Raw genomic sequence first — 22,840 nt, forward strand, 5'->3', positions numbered from 1 at the left:
GCGATGACGGGGGTGATCAGCGGGGGCGACCAATGGGCCTATGTCGCGGCCGCCTATGGGCTTGCCGCGCTGCTGACGGGCGCGGTGCTCTGGCATAGCTGGCGCGCAATGACCAAGGCCGAGAGACGAAGCGACGCGCTGCGAAAGGACCGTGGCAGATGAAGCCCAAGCACCAGCGGCTTGTCCTCGCGCTCCTTGCGCTCGCCGGCATCGCAGGTGCCGGAATTCTCGGCGCGAGCGCGCTGCGCGACGAGGCAGCCTATTTTCGTACTCCGACCGAGGTGAGGGCTGGAAAAGCCGAGACGGGTGAGGCGATGCGGCTCGGCGGCATGGTCGCAGCGGGGAGCATCGCGCGCCAGGCTGACGGGGTCACGATCCGCTTCGTTGCAACCGATGGCAAGGCGTCGGTTCCCGTAGAGTTCACGGGTATAGTCCCTGACCTGTTCGCCGAGAATTCGGGCATGGTCGCCGACGGTCGCATGCGCGCCGACGGTGTTTTCGTGGCCGACCGGATTCTCGCCAAGCATGACGAGCGCTACATGCCGCCGCAGATGGGCGAGATGCCGAAGAACATGAAGCGGGTGCCGGGGGAATGAGGCGCTCCTCCTTCCCATATTTGCGAGCCGAACGATGATCGCCGAACTTGGCCTTGCGCTCTTGTGGATGGCCGCAGCGCTTGCCTGCCTCTCGCTCGTCGCGGGGGCGCTGTTCCTGCGCGGCGGACCAAAGGATCTCGCATCGCTCGTGCGGCCCGCGAGCGTCGCGCAAGGCGCGCTGACGGCCGCGGCCTTTGGCCTGCTTATCGCCCTGTTCGTCCGCTCCGACATGTCGGTCGAGCTCGTCGCGCGCAACAGCCACAGCCTTAAACCCATGCTGTTCAAGGTCGCAGGCGCCTGGGGAAATCACGAAGGCTCGATGCTCCTGTGGCTGACGATCCTTGGCCTGTCGGGAGCCCTTGTTGCGCTGTTTGAAAGGCGGCTGCGCGAGGATACGCTCGTTGCAACCCTTGCAGCGCAGGCAGCGCTCAGCCTCGGCTTCTTTGCCTTCCTCCTTTTCTCCTCCAATCCCTTCAATCGCCTGCCGATTGCACCGCCCGACGGGCAGGGACTCAACCCCTTGCTTCAGGACCCGGGCCTCGCCTTCCATCCGCCGACGCTCTACGTCGGTTATGTCGGCCTGTCGGTCGCCTTCAGCTTCGCGGTGGGCGCAATGGTCACTCGCGAGATCGGACCCGCCTTCGCGCGCGCCATGCGGCCCTGGGTTCTTGGAAGCTGGATATTCCTGACGCTCGGTATCACGGCGGGCAGCTACTGGGCCTATTATGAGCTTGGCTGGGGCGGCTGGTGGTTCTGGGACCCGGTCGAGAATGTGTCGCTCGTGCCGTGGCTCGCGGGCGCGGCGCTCCTTCACTCGGTCGCTGTGACAGCAACGCGCAACGCGCTCCGGGCATGGACGGTGATGCTCGCGGTGATCGGCTTTTCGATGTCAATGGTGGGCACGTTCATCGTGCGTTCGGGGCTGTTGACCAGCGTGCACAGCTTCGCGGTCGATCCCGAGCGCGGCACCTTCCTGCTTGTCCTGATGGCAATTTATATCGGCGGGGCGCTCGCGCTTTTTGCGCTGCGCGCCGGGACCGTCGCGGAGGGCAAGAAATTCTCGCTGTTGAGCCGCGAAGGCTCGCTCGTGATCAACAATCTCTTGCTGACAACGATCCTCGCGCTCGTTCTTTTAGGAACGCTCTATCCGATCGTCGCTGAAGCGATGGGCGAGAAAATCTCTGTGGGCCCGCCCTATTACAACAAGGTTGCAGGTCCGCTCGCCCTCATCCTCTGCCTCGTCATGGTCGCAGGGCCGCTGCTCGCGTGGCGCCGCGACGATGGAAAACGCCTCTGGTCGCGCTTGCCGCTTGCGGTGCTGGCGGGCGCGTTGGTGCTCTTCGGCCTTGTCCTTTTCGGCGGGTCGGTGCGCGTCCTGCCGCTCCTGGGAATGACCGTGGCAGCGGTCGTCGCGGTGGCGAGCTTCGCGCCGCTTTGGGGTCGCAATCTCCGCCGGACGCCGCTCCCGACCTGGGGCATGGTGATCGCGCATTTCGGCGTCGCGGTTGCGCTCGCGGGAATGGCCGCGGAAAGCGCCTTCATCAAGGAGCGGCTCGTTGCGGCGGCGCCAGGCGAGACGGTCAAGGTCGGTGACTTTGCCGTGACCTTCGTGGGGGTTCGGCCGATTGCCGGCCCGAACTACACCGCGATCGAGGGGCGGCTTGTGGCGACCACGGGATCGGGCGCGAGCTTTACCTTGCGCCCCGAGGCCCGCACTTTTCCAGGCCTGATGGGCGCCCCGCCGACCGAAACCAACGAGGCGGCGCTGCTGACACGGCCCGGCGGACAGCTTTACGTCGTGCTCGGGCAGCCGGTAAGCTCGCCTGACGGCACCGCAGATCGCTACCAGCTCCGCCTGTGGTGGAAGCCGCTGGTGTGGTGGATATGGCTCGGCGGCGCGCTCATCGCGCTCGGCGCGGCGCTGTCGATGCTCGGCCGCGCCCAATTGCTCGCGATCTGGCGCACGCATAGGTCGAGGAAAGCACAGGAGCGCTTCGCGCCATGAGGAATCGCTGGATCCTGTTCGTGCCGCTCGCGATCATGGCGCTGTTGTTCGGCGCCTTTGTCTACCGGCTGGTGACCCCGGCTGAGACCCTCATACAGTCGCAGTGGATCAACAAGCCGATGCCGCTCTTCGACCTTCCCCCTGCGACTGCGGGTGTCGAGGGGCTCAAGAGCAGTCAGCTTGCCGACGGGCGGCCGCGGCTGGTCAATGTGTTCGCGAGCTGGTGCATTCCGTGCCGGGCGGAGGCGGCGCAGCTTGAAGCGCTCAAGCGGGCAGGGGTTCCCATCGACGGCATCGCGATCCGTGACCGACCCGAGGATGTCGCGGCCTTTCTCAATGAATTCGGAAATCCCTTCGACCGCATCGGGTCGGACCAGCAGAGCAGCGTCCAGATCGCCCTCGGATCGTCGGGAGTGCCAGAAACCTTCCTCATCGACGGGAAGGGCATTATTCGCGAGCAGATCCAGGGGGTCATTCTCGCTGACGACGTCCCGCGGATCATGGCAAAGCTGGAGGCGATGAAATGAAGGTGCGGCTCTTCATCGCGGCGATGATGACGCTGACCTCGCTTCCGCTCGGAGCGCAGGACCGCTTGCCGCCGGCGCCCTACGCCTACCAGCAGCTCAATGATCCCGCGAAGGAAGCCAAGGCGAAAGCGTTGATGGAAACGCTGCGCTGCCTCGTCTGCCAGGGACAGTCGATCGCCGATAGCGATGCGCCGCTTGCTGGCGACATGCGGCACGAAGTGCGCACGAAGATCGCCGCGGGCGAAAGCCCCGACGCGATCCGCAAATGGCTTGTCGCCCGCTATGGCAACTGGGTGAGCTACGATCCGCCCTTCGACGGGGCGACGGCGCTGCTCTGGCTCGGACCTCTCCTGTTTCTCGGGGTCGGCGGGTGGCTGGCCTTCGGACGCTTCCGCCGCGAGGGCGGGGAAGAAGAGCCATGATCTGGCTTTGGATCGCGCTTGCTGCGCTTCTCGCCGCTGGCGGCATGATGTGGCTCGGGCGTTTGCCGGCCGCGGCACGGCCGCTCGCCGGGGCCGCGCTGATGCTCGGCCTTGCAGGTTATGCGCTGCAGGGCAGCCCGGCGCTGCCCGGAAAGCCCGTGGCAAAGGTCGAGGAGCCCGATGGCTTTGGCGAGGCGATCGCCGACCGGCGGCAGGGGATGAGCGAGCGCTTCGGTCCGGCGGCGCAGTGGCTTGCGATGTCCGACGGCTTTGCGCGTACCGGCAAGACCGCGCTCGCGGCGCAGACTCTGGAAAAGGGTCTTGAGCGTTACCCGGACAATGTCGACCTCTGGGTAGGACTCGGAAACGCGCTTGTCGCGCACGGCGGCGGCGCGATCTCGCCCGCCGCGGCGCTCGCTTTCGATGAGGCGGCGAAACGCGAGCCTGGGCATCCGGCGCCGCCATTTTTTGCCGGGCTTGCGATGGCGCAAAGCGGTGACCTTAAGGGTGCAAACGCGGTATGGAGCGACCTGCTTGCCCGTAGTCCCGCCGAAGCGCCGTGGCGCGCCGACCTTGAAATGCGCCTCGCGCAGCTTCGCGAGGCGATGGGACCCGAGCTCCCGTCCGAGGCGCCGCGAGGCCCGTGATCCGCCCCTGTTCTATTTGCGCAGGCTCGTCTAAAGCGCGGCGCCATGACTGCTGAGTCGCAACAGGTGGCGGCAGGCGCGGACAGCGCCGCGGCCGCCGCCGACACGGGCCAGACGGGCCCTGCCCATCACGGCGATGGCAAGCTCAAGCTTGCGGTCGGCGCGATCGGCGTGGTGTTCGGCGATATCGGGACGAGCCCGCTCTACGCCTTTCGCGAAACCTTTGCCGGGCACCATTCGATCGATGCCGACCGGGTGCACATTTATGGGGTGCTCAGCCTCGTTTTCTGGTCGATGATGCTCGTCGTCACCTTCAAATATGTGCTGACGATCATGAAGGCGGACAATAAGGGCGAGGGCGGGAGCCTCGCTCTGCTCGCTCTCATTAGCCGGCAATCGGAAGGAAAGCGCTGGACCTGGCCCATCGTCCTGCTCGGGGTATTTGCAACCGCGCTCTTCTACGGCGACAGCATGATCACCCCGGCAATGTCGGTGCTGTCGGCAACCGAAGGACTGAATTACGTCAACAGCGGGTTCCAGCCCTATATCGTGCCGATCGCGCTGGCCATCCTGATCGGCATCTTTGCGATTCAATCGCACGGGACGGCCAAGGTGGGCGCTTTGTTCGGCCCGATCATGCTGTGCTACTTCTTGATGCTCGCGGTGCTCGGCCTCATTCATATCATCGAGCATCCCACGATCATCCTGGCCACGATCAACCCGGTCAACGCGCTGCGCTTCTTCTACCTCGACGGCTTTACGGCCTTCATTGCGCTCGGAGCCGTGGTGCTCGCGGTGACGGGGGCCGAGGCACTCTATACCGATATGGGGCATTTCGGGCGCGCGCCGATCGGACTGTCGTGGCTCTATTTCGTGCTGCCCGCGCTCATGTTCAACTACATGGGGCAGGGCGCGATGGTGCTTGAGGCCGACATGGGCGCTCGGCTCGGCATCATTCAGGATCCCTTTTTCCTGATGATGCCCGATAGCTGGCGGATTCCGGTCGTGCTGCTTGCAATGCTCGCGACGATCATCGCAAGCCAGGCAGTGATTTCGGGGGCCTTCTCGCTCACTCAGCAGGCGATCCAGTTGGGTTTCATGCCGCGGCTGCGCGTCGAGCATACGAGCGCGTCGGCGCAGGGCCAGGTCTACATCCCGCTCGTCAACTGGGGACTGATGGTGATGGTGATCCTGCTCGTCCTCTTCTTTGGATCATCGAGCAATCTTGCGGCCGCTTACGGCATCGCGGTGACCGGGGCGATGTTTATCGACACATGCCTGATGAGCGTGGTGCTCTTTGCCCTCTGGAAATGGCCGGCGTGGAAGGCGGTCCCGCTGCTCGCGCTCTTCTTCGTGGTCGATATCGCCTATTTTGGTGCGAACCTGATCAAGGTCCCCGACGGGGGCTGGGTGCCGCTTGCGATCGGCCTGACCATCTTCACCATGCTCACGACCTGGTCGCGCGGGCGCAAGCTGATGCAGCAGCAGATGGCCGCGGGTGCGATGCCGATCCCGGTCTTCGTCAAGTCGGCTGCGAACAGCGCGACACGTGTCCCCGGGACCGCGGTGTTCATGACATCGAGCGCGGACGGCGTGCCGCACGCGCTGCTTCATAATCTGAAGCACAACAAGGTACTGCACCAGCGCATCATCCTTTTGACGATCAAGATCGCGGACGTTCCCTTTGTGCGCGAAGCCGACCATTGCGCGCTCGATGACCTTGGACAGGGCTTTCACCGGCTGATCCTGAAATATGGCTTCATGCAGCCGGTCGACGTGCCCGCGGCGCTAAGCCGCGTCGGCGGATGTGGCGGTGCGTTCAAGATGCTCGAGACGAGCTTCTTTCTGTCGCGCCAGACCCTGATTGCGTCGAAATCCCCCGGAATGCCGATCTGGCGCGAAAAGCTGTTCGCGTGGATGCTGCGAAACTCGCAAAGCGCGATGGAATATTTCCGTCTGCCAACCAATCGAGTCGTCGAGCTGGGCAGCCAGGTCGCGATCTGAAGGCCTGACAGGCTCCTATCCGATATATTTGTTCTGAAGCTCGCGGTAGGCGTCGCGGTATTGCGCTGCGAGGTCGGCAATGAATTCGGCCGCGGGTCGGACTCCCGAGATCGAGCCGATTCCCTGGCCCGATCCCCAGATATCCTTCCACGCCTTGGCCTTGGTGTTGCCACCCGATCCGAAATTCATCGTCTTCAGATCGCCCTCGGGAAGATTGTCGGGGTCCATGCCGGCGGCAAGGATCGACTGGCGAAGATAGTTGCCGTGGACCCCGGTGAAGAGATTCGAATAGACGATGTCGCCCGCGCGCCCGGCGACAATACCCTCCTTATATCCCTCGTCGGCGTTGGCCTCCGCGGTCGCGATGAAAGCGCTGCCGATATAGGCGAGATCGGCGCCGCACGCCTGCGCCGCCAGGATCGAGCGGCCGTGCGCAATTGCGCCCGAGAGCGCCACGGGGCCGTCGAACCAGCTGCGAATTTCCTGCACCAGTGCAAAGGGCGACTGGGTGCCGGCGTGTCCGCCCGCGCCGGCGGCGACGGGGATCAGCCCATCGGCGCCCTTTTCGACCGCTTTGCGCGCAAAGCGGTCGTCTATGACGTCGTGGAGCGTGATGCCGCCCCAATTGTGCACGGCCTGGTTGAGTTCCTCGCGGGCACCAAGCGAGGTGATCGTGATCGGCACCTTCCATTTCTCGCAGGTTGCAATGTCGGCCTCGAGCCGGTCATTCGAACGGTGGACGATCTGGTTGACCGCGAAGGGCGCCGAGAGGCGGTCGGGATTGTCCCGGTCCCACGCGGCGAGTTCCTCGGTGATGCGGTGGAGCCATTCGTCGAGGAGCGATTGCGGGCGGGCATTGAGCGCGGGGAAGCTGCCGACGATGCCGGCCTTGCACTGGGCGATGACAAGGTCGGGCCCCGAGACAATGAAGAGCGGCGAGCCGATGACAGGAAGACGCAGGCGATCGAAGATCGGGGGAAGGGCCATGAATCACTCCGGTTGCAATTTTGGGATGACCTTAACGTAAACGGAAGGTGTGGCAAGAGGCGGGGATACGGGCGACGTTCAGGCGCCCGCCGGCCCCTTAAGTTCGATGATATTGCCTTCCGGATCGCGAATGTAGATCGATGGGCCTTCCCCCTCGGCGCCGTAACGCGGCCCCGCCTGCTCGACCGCGACGCCATGGTCCGCAAGATGCGCGCGGATCGCAGCTTCGTCGAAGCCCTCTACTGCGAGTGCAAAATGGTCGAGATTACGGCCCTCGGCCCCCGGCGCTTCCCCGCCCATTGCGCCGAGCTTGCCGGTCACGGTGACAAGGTCAATGAGGGCGCGCCCCGCGCGAAGTTGGTAGAGGCCGATCCCCGCCTGCTCGCGTTCCTCGATGCAGCCGAGGACGTCCTTGTAGAAGCGGCGCATTCGGTCGAGATCGACCACGCGAAGGACGATATGATCGAGCCCGCGCAGCGCGAAGGGCGGGTTCGTCATGGCAGGATCCAGCCTCTCACCTTGAGCCGATCCCCGGGGCGGCGGGGTCCTTCCAGTCGACGCGGTAGAGATCGAAGCGCCGATCGCGCAGATTTTGCACCGCGCCGCTCTGGCGGCTGGTGAGGAGATCAGCGAGGCTCAAGTCGGCAATCGCGATGGTCTCGGTGTTCGCCGCGGTGTCGGCGGCGACGCCATCACGTGCAAAGGCAAAATCCGAAGGAGTGAGAATCGCGCTTTCGGCATAGTGAATGTCCATATTCTCAACGTTCGGCAAATTGCCGACGACGCCCGAGGTAATGACATAGCATTGGTTCTCGACGGCGCGCGCGTGGCAGCAATAGCGCACTCGCAGATAGCCGCGGCGTTCGTCGGTACAGAAAGGCACGAACAGCATCATCGCGCCCTGGTTGACGAGGTGACGCGCAAGCTCGGGAAACTCGCTATCGTAGCATATCATCACGCCGATCGGCCCGCAGTCGGTGTTGATCGCATCCGCGCCGTAGCCGCCCTTGATGTTCCACCAGCGGCGCTCGGAGGGAGTCGGATGCAGCTTCTCCTGGCGGTGCACCGACCCGTCGCGCAGGAAGACATAGGCGATGTTGCGGATATCGCCGCCCTCAACGCGCGTCGGATGAGAGCCGCCAATGATGTTGATATTATAGCCGACCGCGAGCTTCTCCATGAAGGCCAGGTAGCGTTCGGTATAGTCGGCGATCTTCAGGATCGCCTTTTCGGGCGGGAGCTTGTTCTTGTCGATCGACAGCAGCTCGAGCGTGTAGAGCTCAGGAAAGACAACGAAATCGGCCGCATAATCGGCCGCAACGTCAACAAAATATTCAACCTGCTCCTCAAACTGTTCGATGCGGTCGATCCCGCGCATCTGGAACTGGACGGTCGCAACGCGCACCGATGCGGGGAGGCGGTCGGGCGCCGAACCGCGATGGCGCGCATTCGCCTTCTCGCGCGGCGGGGCGAGGGGGTTTTCCCAGACCATCAGCACGGCATGACCGCCGCTTTCACGGTCGCTCGGCAGATAGTCGTGAAGGATGCCCTTGACCTGATAGCCCTGATTGACCTGGAAATTGATCACCGGGTCGCGAAGCTGCTTGTCGAGGACCGCGGCGAGATAGGCTTCAGGTTCGGGAAATTGACGGCGGCGGCGTGCATAACCCGGCATGCGGCCACCAAAAGCGATGCCCTGAAGCTCGAGTGCCTGGCACAGTTCCTGCCTCTTGCGGTAGAAGCGCTGGCCGATACGAAGCCGTCGATATTCAGGATCGACGCATACCTCCATGCCATAGAGGATCTCGCCATCGGGATCGTGCGGGGTCGCAAAGCCGCCCCCGCTGATTGCGGTCCAGCGATGATCGGCGAGCGCCGCCTCCTCGGGCACGATCAGCGTCGCGCAGAAGCCGACAATTTGGCCTTCATATTCGGCGAGGAACTGGCCTTCGGGAAAATTGTTGATCTGGCCGCGGATCTGCGCCGCCGAATAGGCCTCTGCGCGGCCGTAGACCTTCGCCGACAGGCGCGCGATTGCGGCGGCATCGCGGGTTTCGGAGTTTCTGATGACGAGCTTTGGCCGGGTGGAGTCCATCCGCTTGATATAGGGCGCACAGCGGTGCTGTCCAATCAGCGTTCCCGCCAAATCGAGGGCGCGAAAAAAATGCTCGCTCGCCTGTCGATTTCGCGATCGCTCCTTCGTCGTCTAGAAAGGAGGCCCTGCCGGCCCCTGCGATCAAGGAGATGGCCGATGCGTGTGATGGTTTTTGTAAAGGCGACCGAGGACAGCGAACAGGGCATGACGCCTTCGCCCGAACTTGAGCAGATGTTTGTCGACATGGGCAAGTTCAACGAAGAGCTTGTGAACGCCGGGATCCTGGTCGCAGGCGACGGTCTCAAGCCCTCGTCCTTCGGCAAGCGCGTTGCGTTCGACGGGCCGAGCCGTGCCGTGATCGATGGCCCCTTTGCCGAGACGCGCGAACTCGTCGCGGGCTATTGGCTCTGGGAAGTCAAGGACATGGACGAAGCCGTCGAATGGGTGAAGCGCTGCCCCAATCCGATGCTCGGCCCGAGCGAAATCGAAATCCGCCCGCTTTATGAGATGGAGGATTTTGCCGATCTCATTCCGCCCGAAGCCGCTGCGATCCATGACGGGGTTGGCGAAAAGCTCGCGAAGCGCTGATGCCTTGTCCTGCCCGCCATGCGCCTCTAACGCAGGCGCATGGCGGCTGACCCTACCCACAGGGCGATCGAGGCGGTCTTCCGCATCGAGCGGGCACGGCTGATCGCTGGGCTCGCGCGAATGACGCGCGATGTCGGCCGCGCGGAGGAGCTGGCGCAGGAGGCTTTGCTCGCTGCTCTCACGGACTGGCCGAAATCGGGTGTTCCAGACCGGCCGGGCGCGTGGTTGATGGCGGCGGGCAAGCGTCGTGCGATCGACGGATTGCGCCGCGCGGCGATGCAGGAGCGCAAACACGCCGAGATTGCCCGCGAACGGGATGATGAGCGCTGCATGAGCATTGAGATGATCGAGGCGGGGATCGACGATGATCTGGGCGACGAGCTGCTCGGCCTGATTTTCGCCGCATGCCACCCGGTGATCACACCCGAGGCGCGCGCCGCGCTGACGCTGCGCCTCGTGGGCGGGCTGTCGGTCGAGGAGATCGCCCGCGCCTTTCTGTCGAACGAGGCGGCGATCGCGGCGCGGATTACCCGCGCCAAGAAAGCGATCGCCAAGGCAGGGGTGGCGTTCGAGGTCCCGCGTGGGCAGGCACTCGCACCGCGCCTCGCCTCGGTGCTCGAGGTGATCTACCTCATCTTCAACGAAGGCTATGCAGCGACGAGCGGGCCCGATCTAATGCGCCCGCCGCTCTGCGCCGAGGCACAGCGCCTCGGGCGTATTCTCGCAGGGTTGATGCCTGCCGAGCCCGAGGTGCTGGGGCTGCTCGCGCTCATGGAAATTCAGGCATCGCGTCTTCCTGCGCGCGTCGGACCGGGCGGCGCGCTGGTGCCACTGCCAAAGCAGGATCGCTCGCGCTGGGATCAACTCTTGATCCGGCGAGGGCTGACAGCGCTTGCCCGTGCCGAAGCTCTGGGAGGCGGCGATGGTCCCTATGCACTGCAGGCGGCGCTTGGTGCGTGCCACGCCCGCGCGCGGCGCGCCGAGGATACCGACTGGCGCCGCATCGCCGGGCTCTACGATCGGTTGCGAGCGGTAATGCCCTCACCGGTGGTCGAGCTCAACCGCGCAGTGGCGCACAGCATGGCGTTCGGCCCCGAGGCGGGGCTCGCGCTCGTCGATGCGATCGCCGATGAGGCGATGCTGCGCAGCTACGCCCCGCTTCCCGCAGCGCGCGGCGATTTCCTGCTCCGCGCCGGGCGAAATGCCGAGGCCAAGGCTGCGTTCGAGGCGGCCGCGGCGCTTGCAGGCAATGCGCGCGAGCGCGATTTCCTGCTCGCTCGCGCGGCGTCGTGCGTGGGGAACCGGGGCTGATCCCTTCGGTCCATCCTGTCCGCAACACAGCCCGTCCGTGAGGCCGTGGCGGGCGGGCGGCACGCGGTTCATCAGCGGCCGGGTTCCAATTGGAGTCGCCCCATGACCAGAGCCTTGGGCCTTGCCCTTTCCCTTAGCGCCGCGATTCTCGCTGCCAGTCCCGCGCAGGCCGTCCAAAAGAGCGGCGCGGTTGCGGCGACCGAGCTCACCCCCGGCACCAAGGTCTATGACGTGGACGGAAAGGAGGTTGGCACCGTCGCCAAGGTGTCGGGCGACAAGGTCGCGGTAGCCATCGAGGGAAATGGACTGGTCGTCCCGCGCGCCGCCTTCGTTCGGACCGACAAAGGGCCGGCGCTCAAAGCGACCAAAGCCAAGATCCTTGCGGTGCTCCATGAGGCCGAACGCGACGCTGCCGCAGTCGATGCGGCGCTCAAGGTCGGGGCCGAGGTCCGCAGCGCGGATGGCGCCGCGGTGCTCGGCAAGATCAAGGCGATCACGCCGCAGGGCGCAGTGATGACGACCGGCGAAGGCGATATCACGATGCCGCGCGCCGCCTTCTTTCTCGCAAAATCGGGGCTCGCGGTGAAGGTGACCGCGGCGCAGTTCGCCGAAGGGGTCAAGAAGGCGCGCCAGTCTTCGGGTGGCTGACCCGCCCCTTTCCTTGGGGTCAGCTGAGAGCCTTTCCCATGCGGATCAACGGCACGGCGACACCGTTCGCCTCCGCGGTGACATGCTCGATCGGCGTGTAGCCGCAGGCGCGGTAAAGGGGTTCGCCGGCAAGCGTGGCCATGAGTTCGGCGTGCGCGAAACCCGCAGCGAGCGCAGCCTCTTCGCAGAGCGCCATCACGCGCCGTCCCACCCCGCGGCGGACATGGTGAGGATGGGTGTACATGGCGCGGATACGCGCGGCATCCCTCGCCGGGTCGAGGAACGCAGGATTGCGCAGCCCGGTGCTGTGGTCACCGCCGTAGAGTGTCGTGCGGCGCGACCAGCCGCCGCATCCTGCGATTTCGCCCTCGCGCTCGACGATGAAATAGGTGCCGTCGTCGATCAGCTGGGTGTCGAGACCCATGATGGTATGGCTCGCGGCGATCTGGGCTTCGCTCAGATACCCTTTTTGGAGTTCGCCGATCGCGAGCGCCATTACGGCGCGAAGAGCGTCGAGATCGGCAGGAGCGGCGAGGCGATGCGTCAGCATGACGCTCCTCTATATCCCTTGGCCGGGGCCGCTGAAGAGCTCTTAGTTCTTCGCCGCCGCAATCAGCTGCTCTTTTTCCGCACGCAGCTTTTCGGCGTAGAGCAGCTTGTCGGCCATTCCTTGCCACGCCGCGGCGGCGCGCAGGTTGCGCTCGCGCACCTGGACGAGCGAAGAGGCCGCGGCCTCTTCGCTGCATTTTTCCGCCTGGGCGAGATAGAATTCAATGGTGGCCGACACGGGGACAGGCTCCTTTAGCTATGCAAGGTCAATCGACCATGTCGGCGATCAGGCGCCGAAGCTCGCGGCGCGACAAGGTGGGCGGGCGGCGGCGCAGGGTATCCGGCATCGCCTTTCCGGCCATCGGAAGTGCACGAAGAGCGGGGTAAATGGTGGTATTCTGAAATGTCATCATTTGTATCTTAATTTTACCAGTATTTTCAATTTATTGGGTGTCAGCGCCGCTGGCGCTGTCCGCTGACCGGCGCACTGCCGCGCTCGCGATAGACGAGGCGGCCCTTGCTAAGGTCATAGGGTGTCATCTCGACGCGAACCGCGTCGCCGACGACCGACCGGATGCGAAATCGTCGCATCCGGCCGGCGGTATAGGCGATGATGCGGTGACCATTTTCGAGCACGACGCCAAAACGGGCGTCGGGCAGAATTTCGTCGATCACACCATCGAAGGTGAGGGCTTCCTCTTTGGCCAATAATCAGGCCTGTTCGAGGTTGATCGCCGACACCTTGCCGTTGCGGCCAGTTTCGAGCTCGTAGGAGATGCGCTGATCCTTGTTCAGCCCTTGCATCCCTGCGGCCTGTACGGCGGTGATATGGACGAAGCTGTCGCCCGAGCCATCTTCATTTTCAATGAAGCCATAGCCCTTGTCGGTATTGAAGAATTTGACGGTGCCGATCGGCATGGGTGTTTCCTTTCACGAAACAAGATACCCGCCGGCAAAAGCACCGGCGGAGCTGGTAGCGTGAGAAGGCAAGAATCCACCCGAAAGGGGTATCAAATTTCCGTCGCAGGCGACGATAGCCTCCGCCATATGGAAGCTTTCGTGCGGAAAGTCAAGGAAGTGTCCGGGTTCAGTACATATGAGACTGCTGGAGATTTCCGCAGCTGATGGACTGGAGGTACTCGGCGGGGGTTTTCATGTCGAGAGCCTCGTGTGGCCTGACGTGGTTGAAGCGGTGTGCGAAGGCATCGACGAATGGCTGTAGTTGGTCGATGCGATGGGGCAGGTCGTAGGATTCGTAGAACTCGTATCGCCAGCATCCCTGGTTTCGTTCGACGGCGCCGTTGAGTTGGGGGCTTTTGGGAGGGAGGACGAAGAGCGGGAGGCCGCGGATTTGGCAGGCGGTCTCGAACTCAGCCCTGAACTCGGAGCCGCCGTCGACCTGGATACCGGTGATCGGGAAGGGTGCTTCGGCTATGAGCTTGTCGAGGAGGGCGGTGGCATTGGTGGCGGTGGCGCTGGCGGCGACCTTGCCGAGGGTCCACTTTGCGACGGGATCATAGGCTGTGAAGTGCTTGATCGCCTTGCCGGGTCGGATGTTGATGAAGAGCGTGTCGATCTGGACCAGCTGGCCTGGGAGCGATGGCCTGAGGCCTTTGGGCAGGCGACGGGCGTGTCGTTCCTTGTTGTTGTAGCGGAAGCGGCGTCCTCCGGGTTTTCTGCGCAGCAGGGGCACGGGGACGACTGCTCCTCTGGCGACGAGTCTTCGAAGGATGCGCCCGACCGTCGAGACGGAGGTCATGAAGCCTTCGCGGGCGAGCAGCACGGCGATCTTGCGCTTGCCCCACATGGGGTTGTCGAGCCGCAGTTCCTCGACCGCTTCGGCGAGTGCTGGCGACCAGCGCGGCTGGCGCACCCGCAGTGGCCTTCGGCTCAGCGGCTCCGGCCGCTTCTCCCAGCGGTAGAGGGTTGCGCGCGGGACACCCACGGCCCTCGCCGCGGCAGCGGCGCAGAGCCCTTCGCGGATGGCCTGCCGCCAGCGATGAACAATGTCTCGCCTGATCGCCGCTTCGCTATCGGGGGCTTTCGCGCCGATCAGGCGAGACATCAACTGGGCGGTTCTGCTAACGCGGCCTGGCAGGTGAAATACTTGCATCGGGGGTCTCCTTCAGCTGGTGTGTTGCAACCTCAGCTTCGAAGACCCCCGAGTCTTTCTCAAGCCTCGCGTCTCAAATGTGTCTGGACCCGGTCAGGAAGAAGGCCCTTATGAGCGAGGATGAGCCGGTTTTGGAGGTGTTCACCGCCGGGGCGGGGCGGGGGCTCTGCACCGCATCGCGCCGCTTCCGGAGGGAGAAATCGAGGCAGCAATCGCTTTCGGCGCCCCGCCTGGGCGCGCTCACCCCGTTCGCTGGAATATTGCGACGCCCGCGCGCGGCTGCGCCGCCACCTCCTGGAGGTGGCAGCGCAGTTGCAAAAGGGTCTATGCTCCGTTGGCGGCGCTCAGGATGGCGCGCACGCTGGCGGTCGCGACATCGGTATCGAGCCCGCAGCCAAAGAGGCTCTTTCCGTCGGCCGTGCGGCACTCGACATAGGCGGCTGCCTGCACGTTGCTGCCTTGGCCGATTGCGTGCTCGGAGTAATCGACGATGTCCATCACCGGGCCGCCCGACTCCGCGAGCGCGGCAACGACACTCGACATGAGGCCGTTACCGCGGCCGCTGACGCTGCGTTCGGTGCCGTCGATGGTAAGCTTGCCGGCGAAGATGCGGTCGGTGCCGCTATGCGTTTCGGCCCAGTCGACGAGCTGGAAACGTTTGCCTTCGCTCGCAAGATAGTGGCCCTCGAATGCGTGCCAGATATCTTCGGCGCCGAGTTCGCGGCTCGTCGCGTCGGCGACGGCCTGGACAACATGGCTGAAGCTCGCCTGCATACGCTTGGGCAGCTTCAGCCCCTTGTCCTGCTCGAGAACCCAGGCGACGCCGCCCTTGCCCGACTGGCTGTTGACGCGAATGACCGCTTCATAACTGCGCCCGAGGTCGGCGGGGTCGATCGGGAGATAGGGAACCTCCCACCGCTCGTCGTTCTGGCGTTCGCGCGCGGCAAAGCCCTTCTTGATGGCGTCCTGATGGCTGCCCGAAAATGCCGTGTAGACGAGCTCGCCTCCATAGGGGTGGCGGGGATGGACGGGCAGTTGATTGCAATATTCAACCGTCGCGATGACTTCGTCGATGTCGGAAAAGTCGAGCTCAGGGTCGACGCCCTGCGTGTACATGTTGAGCGCGATGGTCACGAGACAGGTATTGCCCGTGCGCTCGCCATTGCCGAACAGGCAGCCTTCGACGCGGTCGCCACCGGCAAGCAGGCCCAGCTCTGCCGCTGCAACGCCGGTGCCGCGGTCGTTGTGCGTGTGGAGCGATATGATCGCGCTCTCGCGGTTCGGTAGATTCTTGCAGAAATATTCGATCTGGTCGGCGTAGATGTTGGGGGTCGCCGCCTCGACTGTCGCTGGGAGGTTGAGAATGATCGGCTTCGCGGGCGTGGGCTGGAGAACATCCATCACCGCCGCGCAGCATTCGATGCTGAAATCGAGTTCGGCGGTGGAGAAGGTTTCGGGGCTATATTCGAACCGCCAGTCGGTACCGGGCAGACGCGCAGCATTGTCGCGCAGCTGTTTCGCGCCGTCGATCGCGATCTGCTTGATCTCGGGCATTTCCATGCCGAAAACGATGCGGCGCCACGCAGGGCTTACAGCGTTGTAGAGATGGACGATTGCGGTTTTCGCGCCTTCGAGACTGTCGAAGCTCGTGCGGATGAGGTCTGCACGGGCCTGCGTCAGCACCTGCGGCGTCACGTCGTCGGGGATACGGCCCGAGCGGACCAGATTCTGAATATAGTCAAAATCGGTGGCACCGGAGGCAGGAAAGCCGACCTCGATTTCCTTCAGCCCGCATTTCACGAGCAGGTCGAAGAAGCGCGTCTTCTTCTCGGCATCCATGGGGTCGATGAGCGCCTGGTTGCCATCGCGCAGGTCGGTCGAGAGCCAGATCGGCGCCTTGGTAATCGTGCGCGAGGGCCACTGGCGGTTCTCCAGCGGAACCTGCGGGAAGGGGCGGTATTTGGTCGATGGGTCGCGGAGCATGGTCATGAGTCGGTTGTCTTCTGCGTTTCGAGTGGGATGCGGTGTCGATCAGGCCCTTGGGCGTTCGGCCCGCCGCTAGTCGCGCAGGCCAGAGGTCACGCCCAAGGGCGTGTAAGTCGCAGAAGAAGAAGACCGCGCATTTGCATGGCCGTCCTAGTGATGCAAAATATCGCGATTGGCAAGGGGAAAGGTGGGAAAATTGCGCCGGCGCTTCAGAGCGCTCTGGATCTCCGCGTCGCAAAGATCCAGGGCCCGAATGGAACGGCGGTTATTTCTTCTCGAACGCAGCGGTGATCTCGAGTTTCACCTCATCGCCGACGAGCGGAACGCCAAAGCCGAGACCGAAATCGCTGCGCTTTATCACAGCGTCAGCTTCAAAACCGATCGTTTCGACATTGCCCATCGGCGAAGGACCCGCGCCGGTGAAGTCAACGTCGAGCGTCACGGGTTTCGTCACACCATTGAGGGTGAGATTGCCGGTGACCTTTGCCTCGTCGCCTTCCTCGTCAACCACCACCGAGGTCGAAACAAAACGCGCCGGTTGGGGGTTGGCGCCGAAGAAGTCTGGCTTTGCACCGCTCTCGGCCGGCGCGCGCAGGAGGTGATCCTTGAGTCCCGCACTCGCGACGGTGACACTGGCAATGGGGATGCTAATGTCGAGCTTCGCTTCGGCGGGGGCCTTGGGATCAATCGTCAGCGTGCCGGTCACATCGCCGAAGATGCCGAAATAATCATTGAAGCCCAGATGATTGACGCGCCAACCGACGAGCGTGTGATGCGGATCGGCCTGATAGGTTCCGCCGGTGACGCGCGCGGCGTCCTTCGCGCCGGGGGCAGTGGTGGGCATCTGTGCGAGCAGCGGGACGGCAAGCAGCAAGGGCAGAGCAAGAAGGGGGGCGGCAATACGCATGGCGAAAGGCTCCTCATTTTTTCAAGGGCGCAAAGGCTATGCGAAGGGGTGGCGGGACGTCAATCGTCCGCGGCGTCGGCGGCGCGCTTCCTTGCGCGGCGCTCGGCCTGCCATTCGCGCAGCGCCGCCGCCGAGCAGCCTGAAAAGCCGTAACTGCCAACGGGCGAGCAACTGTCAGGACGGGTCGCGCGCGCGATATTCTCATATCCCTCGACCGCCGAGGTCCAGCTGCCGCCGCCGACCGGCGCGTCATCCTTCAGTTCCTCGCGCAATTCCCTGGGCACGCGGTAGCGATCCGATTCGGGCCGCTGCGCGCAAACAACAATCTCGTCACCTTCGGCCTCGGGACAGGGTTCATCGCCATAGGTGTAGAGGATCGAGGTCTTCTGCGGCGGCTGTCCCGTTTGCGCGAGACTTTCATCTTCCTGGGCGAGCGCCGGCGACGCGAGCGCTGCGGCGGCGATGAACGAGAAGAGAAGATGGGCATGGGCCGTCAAGTCGCATTCCTTCGCACCCCCCGGGCGTCCGGTCTATGCGCCGCAGATGAACCTCAGCCGAACCGCGTCTGCCCGCCATCAGATTTCGAGCGATGCGGCAATCGCCGCCCAGATCTCTGCGAGATCGTCGGGCGTGATGCCATAAGGCGGCATCACGTAAATGGTGTTGCCGAGCGGACGGAGCAAGATCCCGCGGTCACGGTAGAACGCGATGAGGCGGGGAGCGAGGCTTGAGAGATAGCCCGCGTCCGTCCGGACGACGTCGAGGGCAGCGATGGTGCCGAGGCGGCGAGGGCATGCGACGCGCGGATCGTGCGCCAGCATCGAAAGATGCGCGCCTTGCGCCTGGGCGAGCGCGTCGATCCGCTCCGCAACCGGCTCGTCGCGCCATATCTCGAGATTGGCGTTGGCCGCCGCGCATGCGATCGGGTTCGCGGTGTAGCTTGATGAATGATAGAAGCTTCGCGCACGGTCAGTCGACTTGTGCGAAGCAAAGATCGGCTCGATGCACAAGGTCACCGCGAGCGGGATCGCGCCGCCCGTGAGCCCTTTCGAGAGACAGAGAATGTCCGGGATAACCCCCGCCTGCTCGCAGGCAAAGCGGGTGCCCGTGCGGCCCCAGCCCGTCATCACCTCGTCGGCGATGAAGAGCACGTCATGCGCTGCACATATGCTGCGCATTTCGGCGAGGACCCAGGCGGGATAGATCAGCATGCCGCCGGCGCCGAGGATCAAGGGCTCCACGATGAAGGCCGCGGGCTTTTGCGCGCAGGCAGCCTCGAGCGCATCGAGGGTCGCCTGCTCCATCCCCTCGCGCGGGAAGGGGATGGTGCCCACGTCGAAAAGCAGTGGCTCATAGGGCTTGTTGAACACCCCGCGCTCGCCGACCGACATCGCGCCGATCGTGTCGCCGTGGTAGCTGTGTTCGAGGACGAGAATGCGATGGCGCGGATCACCGCGGTTGGCGAAATGGCCGAGCGCCATCTTGAGTGCGACCTCGACACTGGTGGAGCCTGAGTCCGAAAAGAACACGCGGGTGAGCGGGCCGGGCGTGATGCGGATGAGCTCGGCGGCAAGCGTTTCGGCGGGTTCGTGCGTCCAGCCGGCGAAAATGAGTTGATCGAGCTTTTCGGTCTGGGCGCGGATTGCGGCCATGATGCGCGGATGCGCGTGACCATGCGTCGTGACCCACCAGGAAGATATTGCGTCGATCCAGCTGTTGCCGTGCGCATCGTAGAGACGCGCGCCTTGGGCGCGGGCGATCAGCGGGATCGGTTCGCCAAGGCCGTGCTGGGTAAAGGGATGCCAGACGGGGGAGGGGGGCGCATGGGTCATCCTTTGGCCCTACACCGGAGCGCCGCGAGCGCAAATGGTCCAAGGCCCGTCAGGGGTAATCCGCAAGGACAAAATGCTCGCGGAATGCGGCGTCCAGCGTCTCCCGCGTCAGGAGATCGAGCCGCGGGAGGCGTCCGAGGCGTTTGGCCCCCGAAAATGCGGCGATGACCGTTTCGCTGTCTTCATGAGGCTCGCCGATGAAGGCGACACCGTGGAGCGGGACACCGCGCGATTTCAGCGCCTCGATCGTGAGCAGGGAGTGATTGATCGTGCCGAGCGCAGTGCGCGCGCAGACAATGACCGGAATCTGCCAGCGCGCGAAAAGGTCGGCATAAAGGATATTGCGCGTCACCGGGACCAGTGCGCCCCCTGCGCCCTCCACCAGGAGGTCGCCTGCGGGCGGAGCGAGCCCCTCTGGGTCGATGGCAATGCCATCGCGCTCGGCCGCAAGGTGCGGCGAGGCAGGGGCGCGAAGGCGATAGGCTTCGGGATGCACGCGTACCCCCGCGAGGCGGGCGACCGTCTCGCTGTCGGTTTCCTCATCAAGTCCCGCCTGGATCGGCTTCCAGTAGGGCAGGCCGAGCGCGCCCGCGAGCGCCGCGCTGAATATGGTCTTGCCGATGCCGGTATCGGTACCGGTGACAAGGTAGCGGCGAGTCATGCCGCAGTCATCGCGGCCGCGAGCGCATCGACCATCGCGTCGATCTCGGGCTCGTCGACGTTGAGGGTGATCGCGATGCGAAGCCGTGCGGTGCCGTGGGGGACGGTGGGCGGGCGGATGCCGCGAACATCAAAGCCCGCGTCCTGAAGCGCGGCCGCGATCTGCATTGTGCGGCCATTGTCGCCGATGAGGATGGGAATGATCTGGCTGCCGCTCGCCGCGATGCCGAGCGGTGCAAGGCGCGTCTCGGCACGGCGGACGAGCGCATGGAGCCGTGCTGCGCGCTCGGGCTCGTTCGCGACGATCTCAAGTGCGTGGCGCACGAGCCACGCGACAAGCGGTGAGGGCGCGGTGGAGAAGATGAACGGGCGGCCGCGGTTGACTACAAAGTCGCGGACGATCGCGGGGCCGCAGAGCAGCGCCCCTTCGCACCCCAAAGCCTTTCCGCAGGTATGCAGAGTGATGATATTTTCACGGTCCGCGAGCTCGTGCGCGAGCCCCTGCCCGGCGGGGCCGTAAACGCCGGTGGCGTGCGCCTCGTCGATGACAAGGACCGCATCGTGGCGTTCGGCGACCGCGGCGAGGTCGCCGAGCGGTGCCCGGTCACCATCCATTGAATAGAGGCTTTCCACGGCGATCCAGGGTGTGCCGGTGCCACCCCCGCGGCGCCAGCGCCCAATGATGTCGTCGAAAGCCTGAGCATCATTGTGACGTGCGTCGACGCGCCCGGCGCGACCAAGTTTCATGCCATCGTGCGCGCTGGCGTGGATCAGTTCGTCGTGGACAACGAGGTCGCCGCGCTGGGGCAGTGTTGCAAAGAGCGCGGCATTTGCGGCAAAGCCGGTCGAGAAGAAGAGCGCGGCCTCGCTGCCATAATGGCGCGCGGCGTGGGCTTCGAGCGCCTCATGCTCTGCATGATTGCCGCGCAGGAGGCGGGAACCCCCGGAGCCTGCGGGAATGCCGCGCTCGAGGCCCGCGGCGATCGCTTCGCTCAAGGCGTAGGAGCCGGCAAGCGCAAGATAGTCGTTCGAAGCGAAATCGACGCCCTTGCGCGGGTTCAAGCTGCGGCGACGGTCTTCGGCCGCGAGCGCTGCCAGGTTCGCGCGGTGGGCGCGGAAGGGGAAGTTGCTGCTCGACACTCGCACGCTCCCTTGAAGAAAGCAGGCTCCACGAACTGTTCGGCCCGGGCTTGCCGAAGGCCGTTCAAGGAATGAACGGTGCCTCGGCAGGTCCGGCACGAACGGCAAAAAGGCTGGTTTGGCCGCTGAGCGTCAGAACGCAAATGCGCCCGATCCAACCCCTCCCCGGATAAGGGGACTTAAAGCGTCAGTTGACCGCCTTGTCCACCAGCTTGTTCTTCGCGATCCACGGCATCATCGCCCGCAGCTCAGCGCCCGTCTTTTCGATCGGGTGAGCAGCGGCTGCCTTTCGGCTCGCCTTGAGTTCGGGCTGGCCGGCCTGGTTGTCGAGGACGAAATCCTTGACGAAGCGGCCCGAGGTGATGTCCGCGAGAACGCGCTTCATCTCGGCTTTCGTTTCGTCGGTGATGATGCGCGGGCCGGTCTTGATGTCGCCATATTCGGCGGTGTTCGAGATCGAATATCGCATGTTTGCAATACCGCCTTCATAGAGAAGATCGACGATCAGCTTGGTTTCGTGGAGGCACTCGAAATAGGCCATCTCGGGCGCATAGCCCGCCTCGACCAGCGTCTCGAACCCTGCCTGGATGAGGTGCGTGATACCGCCGCACAGGACCGCCTGTTCGCCGAAAAGGTCGGTTTCGCACTCTTCCTTGAAGGTCGTCTCGATAATGCCGCTGCGCCCGCCGCCCACGGCAGATGCGTAGGAGAGGGCGATGGCCTTGGCATTTCCCGTCGTATCCTGATCCACCGCGATCAGGCAGGGGACGCCGCCGCCCTTTTGATATTCACTGCGCACTGTGTGGCCGGGGCCCTTGGGCGCGACCATGAAGACGTCGATGTCGGCGCGCGGTTCAATGAGGCCGAAGTGGACGTTGAGGCCGTGCGCGAAGGCGAGCGCGGCACCTGCCTTCATATTGTCCGCAAGGTCGTCGGCGTGGATCTTTGCCTGATGCTCGTCGGGAGCGGCGATCATGATGACGTCGGCCCAGGCAGCCGCTTCCTTGTTCGACATCACCTGGAAGCCCGCACCCTCGGCCTTCTTCGCGGTCGCCGAACCTGGACGGAGCGCGATCGCAACCTCCTTCACCCCGCTATCGCGAAGATTCTGGGCATGGGCGTGGCCCTGACTGCCGTAACCGAGGATGGCGACCTTCTTGCCCTTGATCAGATCCTGGTCGGCGTCGCGATCATAATAAACCTGCATCTCATTCTTCCCTATTGGCGTCGCCCCAAAGCCCGGGGCCGATAGCGTGGTTGAAATTGCGAGCGATCCCGGCCTCGCCGGGTTGTCGATAACGTCTAGAGCGCCTCCGCGCCGCGAGCGATTGCGACGACGCCGGTGCGTCCGACCTCGACCAGCCCGCATTCGCGCATCAGCGCAATGAAGCGGTCGACCTTTTCGCTGTTGCCCGTGATCTCGAAGATGAAGCTGTTGATCGTCGTGTCGACGACCTTCGCGCGGAACACGTCGGCAAGCCGCAGTGCCTCGATTCGCTTGTCGCCCGTGCCCGCGACCTTCACGAGCGCGATCTCGCGCTCGACATGCGCGCCCTGATCGGTGAGGTCGGTGACCTTGTGGACGGGGACAAGACGGTCGAGCTGCGCGATGATCTGGTCGATGATCGGCGGCGGGCCGGAGGTGACGATCGTAATGCGCGACAACGCATGGTCGGCGGTGATGTCCGCCACCGTCAGGCTTTCGATATTATAGCCGCGCGCCGTGAACAGGCCGGTGATCTTGGCGAGCACGCCCGCCTCGTTGTCGACGGTAACGGCGAGCACGTGGCGCTCGCCCGTTTCGGTTGTGATTTTCATATGGG

26 protein-coding genes and 1 pseudogene are annotated in these 22,840 nt (G+C 64.4%); 10 read left to right on the forward strand and 17 right to left on the reverse strand.

Annotated elements, in window-relative coordinates; all coding sequences use genetic code 11:
- Positions 1-3 precede the first annotated feature (3 nt).
- The 7 genes from LH20_RS23280 to LH20_RS07610 are packed head-to-tail and all read left to right on the forward strand — an operon-like array spanning position 4 to position 6,201.
- Positions 4-162 (forward strand): heme exporter protein CcmD, encoded by a 159-nt coding sequence (locus LH20_RS23280; protein WP_144423547.1) that lies wholly within the window; start codon positions 4-6, stop codon positions 160-162.
- Complete coding sequence (gene ccmE, locus LH20_RS07585) at positions 159-596, forward strand: cytochrome c maturation protein CcmE (RefSeq protein ID WP_053553690.1); 438 nt, start codon at positions 159-161, stop codon at positions 594-596. The genes LH20_RS23280 and ccmE overlap by 4 nt, the downstream gene beginning before the upstream one ends.
- Positions 597-630: 34 nt before the next feature.
- Positions 631-2,601: a heme lyase CcmF/NrfE family subunit gene (locus LH20_RS07590; protein ID WP_053553691.1), complete on the forward strand. Its 1,971-nt coding sequence runs from the start codon at positions 631-633 to the stop codon at positions 2,599-2,601.
- On the forward strand, positions 2,598-3,128 hold the full coding sequence (locus LH20_RS07595) for a DsbE family thiol:disulfide interchange protein (protein WP_053553692.1): 531 nt from the start codon (positions 2,598-2,600) through the stop codon (positions 3,126-3,128). Before LH20_RS07590 ends, LH20_RS07595 begins: the two co-directional genes overlap by 4 nt.
- Positions 3,125-3,550 (forward strand): cytochrome c-type biogenesis protein, encoded by a 426-nt coding sequence (locus LH20_RS07600; protein WP_053553693.1) that lies wholly within the window; start codon positions 3,125-3,127, stop codon positions 3,548-3,550. Before LH20_RS07595 ends, LH20_RS07600 begins: the two co-directional genes overlap by 4 nt.
- Positions 3,547-4,197 (forward strand): tetratricopeptide repeat protein, encoded by a 651-nt coding sequence (locus LH20_RS07605; protein WP_053553694.1) that lies wholly within the window; start codon positions 3,547-3,549, stop codon positions 4,195-4,197. The genes LH20_RS07600 and LH20_RS07605 overlap by 4 nt, the downstream gene beginning before the upstream one ends.
- Before the next feature lie 45 nt (positions 4,198-4,242).
- A complete protein-coding gene (locus LH20_RS07610; protein WP_053553695.1) occupies positions 4,243-6,201 on the forward strand; it encodes a potassium transporter Kup in 1,959 nt (652 codons plus the stop codon).
- A gap of 15 nt (positions 6,202-6,216) precedes the next feature.
- On the opposite strand, the gene LH20_RS07615 is transcribed toward LH20_RS07610, so the two are convergent.
- The 3 genes from LH20_RS07615 to LH20_RS07625 all read right to left on the reverse strand — a co-directional run bounded on the left by LH20_RS07615 (position 6,217) and on the right by LH20_RS07625 (position 9,283).
- The gene (locus tag LH20_RS07615; protein ID WP_053553696.1) at positions 6,217-7,188 is read right to left on the reverse strand and encodes an NAD(P)H-dependent flavin oxidoreductase; all 972 of its coding nucleotides are present in this window, start codon (positions 7,186-7,188) and stop codon (positions 6,217-6,219) included.
- Between the two features lie 78 nt (positions 7,189-7,266).
- Entirely contained in the window at positions 7,267-7,686 is a 420-nt protein-coding gene (locus tag LH20_RS07620; RefSeq protein ID WP_053553697.1) for a VOC family protein, read from the reverse strand.
- Positions 7,687-7,702: 16 nt separating this feature from the next.
- Positions 7,703-9,283 carry a bifunctional GNAT family N-acetyltransferase/carbon-nitrogen hydrolase family protein gene (locus LH20_RS07625; RefSeq protein ID WP_053556161.1) on the reverse strand — a complete coding sequence of 527 codons (1,581 nt, stop codon included), beginning with the start codon at positions 9,281-9,283 and terminating at the stop codon, positions 7,703-7,705.
- Positions 9,284-9,439: 156 nt separating this feature from the next.
- Between LH20_RS07625 and LH20_RS07630 the strand changes: the two are divergent.
- The 3 genes and pseudogenes from LH20_RS07630 to LH20_RS07640 form a co-directional block, all read left to right on the forward strand.
- A pseudogene (locus LH20_RS07630) lies at positions 9,440-9,799 on the forward strand (YciI family protein); the annotation flags it as partial.
- Positions 9,800-9,910: 111 nt separating this feature from the next.
- Complete coding sequence (locus tag LH20_RS07635; protein ID WP_053553699.1) at positions 9,911-11,182, forward strand: RNA polymerase sigma factor; 1,272 nt, start codon at positions 9,911-9,913, stop codon at positions 11,180-11,182.
- 102 nt (positions 11,183-11,284) lie between these two features.
- Entirely contained in the window at positions 11,285-11,830 is a 546-nt protein-coding gene (locus LH20_RS07640) for a hypothetical protein (RefSeq protein ID WP_053553700.1), read from the forward strand.
- A 19-nt stretch (positions 11,831-11,849) separates the two neighbouring features.
- Here LH20_RS07640 and LH20_RS07645 read toward each other — a convergent pair whose 3' ends face one another.
- The 14 genes from LH20_RS07645 to ilvN form a co-directional block, all read right to left on the reverse strand.
- Positions 11,850-12,380 carry a GNAT family N-acetyltransferase gene (locus tag LH20_RS07645; protein ID WP_053553701.1) on the reverse strand — a complete coding sequence of 177 codons (531 nt, stop codon included), beginning with the start codon at positions 12,378-12,380 and terminating at the stop codon, positions 11,850-11,852.
- A gap of 42 nt (positions 12,381-12,422) precedes the next feature.
- Complete coding sequence (locus LH20_RS07650) at positions 12,423-12,617, reverse strand: hypothetical protein (protein ID WP_053553702.1); 195 nt, start codon at positions 12,615-12,617, stop codon at positions 12,423-12,425.
- A gap of 28 nt (positions 12,618-12,645) precedes the next feature.
- A complete protein-coding gene (locus LH20_RS23485) occupies positions 12,646-12,789 on the reverse strand; it encodes a hypothetical protein (RefSeq protein ID WP_158501118.1) in 144 nt (47 codons plus the stop codon).
- Between the two features lie 43 nt (positions 12,790-12,832).
- Positions 12,833-13,087, reverse strand: a complete 255-nt coding sequence (gene infA / locus LH20_RS07655) for a translation initiation factor IF-1 (RefSeq protein WP_053553703.1) — start codon at positions 13,085-13,087, stop codon at positions 12,833-12,835.
- Between the two features lie 3 nt (positions 13,088-13,090).
- A complete protein-coding gene (locus tag LH20_RS07660; RefSeq protein WP_053553704.1) occupies positions 13,091-13,297 on the reverse strand; it encodes a cold-shock protein in 207 nt (68 codons plus the stop codon).
- Positions 13,298-13,466: 169 nt separating this feature from the next.
- Positions 13,467-14,492 (reverse strand): integrase core domain-containing protein, encoded by a 1,026-nt coding sequence (locus tag LH20_RS07665; protein ID WP_053553662.1) that lies wholly within the window; start codon positions 14,490-14,492, stop codon positions 13,467-13,469.
- A 324-nt stretch (positions 14,493-14,816) separates the two neighbouring features.
- Positions 14,817-16,481 carry a 2-isopropylmalate synthase gene (leuA, locus tag LH20_RS07670; protein WP_053553705.1) on the reverse strand — a complete coding sequence of 555 codons (1,665 nt, stop codon included), beginning with the start codon at positions 16,479-16,481 and terminating at the stop codon, positions 14,817-14,819.
- Between the two features lie 262 nt (positions 16,482-16,743).
- The gene (locus LH20_RS07675) at positions 16,744-17,385 is read right to left on the reverse strand and encodes a YceI family protein (RefSeq protein ID WP_053553706.1); all 642 of its coding nucleotides are present in this window, start codon (positions 17,383-17,385) and stop codon (positions 16,744-16,746) included.
- A 59-nt stretch (positions 17,386-17,444) separates the two neighbouring features.
- Positions 17,445-17,882, reverse strand: a complete 438-nt coding sequence (locus tag LH20_RS07680) for a hypothetical protein (RefSeq protein WP_235527150.1) — start codon at positions 17,880-17,882, stop codon at positions 17,445-17,447.
- Positions 17,883-17,960: 78 nt separating this feature from the next.
- Positions 17,961-19,217: an adenosylmethionine--8-amino-7-oxononanoate transaminase gene (locus LH20_RS07685; protein ID WP_053553707.1), complete on the reverse strand. Its 1,257-nt coding sequence runs from the start codon at positions 19,215-19,217 to the stop codon at positions 17,961-17,963.
- Between the two features lie 49 nt (positions 19,218-19,266).
- Positions 19,267-19,878, reverse strand: coding sequence for a dethiobiotin synthase (bioD, locus tag LH20_RS07690; protein ID WP_053553708.1), 612 nt, complete (start codon positions 19,876-19,878; stop codon positions 19,267-19,269).
- Positions 19,875-21,017 (reverse strand): 8-amino-7-oxononanoate synthase, encoded by a 1,143-nt coding sequence (locus LH20_RS07695; protein ID WP_200905449.1) that lies wholly within the window; start codon positions 21,015-21,017, stop codon positions 19,875-19,877. The genes bioD and LH20_RS07695 overlap by 4 nt, the downstream gene beginning before the upstream one ends.
- Positions 21,018-21,204: 187 nt before the next feature.
- Positions 21,205-22,224 (reverse strand): ketol-acid reductoisomerase, encoded by a 1,020-nt coding sequence (gene ilvC, locus LH20_RS07700; protein WP_053553710.1) that lies wholly within the window; start codon positions 22,222-22,224, stop codon positions 21,205-21,207.
- A 95-nt stretch (positions 22,225-22,319) separates the two neighbouring features.
- On the reverse strand, positions 22,320-22,835 hold the full coding sequence (gene ilvN / locus LH20_RS07705; protein WP_053553711.1) for an acetolactate synthase small subunit: 516 nt from the start codon (positions 22,833-22,835) through the stop codon (positions 22,320-22,322).
- Positions 22,836-22,840: the final 5 nt, after the last annotated feature.

Origin of the sequence: Sphingopyxis sp. 113P3, from assembly GCF_001278035.1 — a bacterium.
In the GTDB taxonomy this organism is placed as follows: Bacteria; Pseudomonadota; Alphaproteobacteria; order Sphingomonadales; family Sphingomonadaceae; genus Sphingopyxis.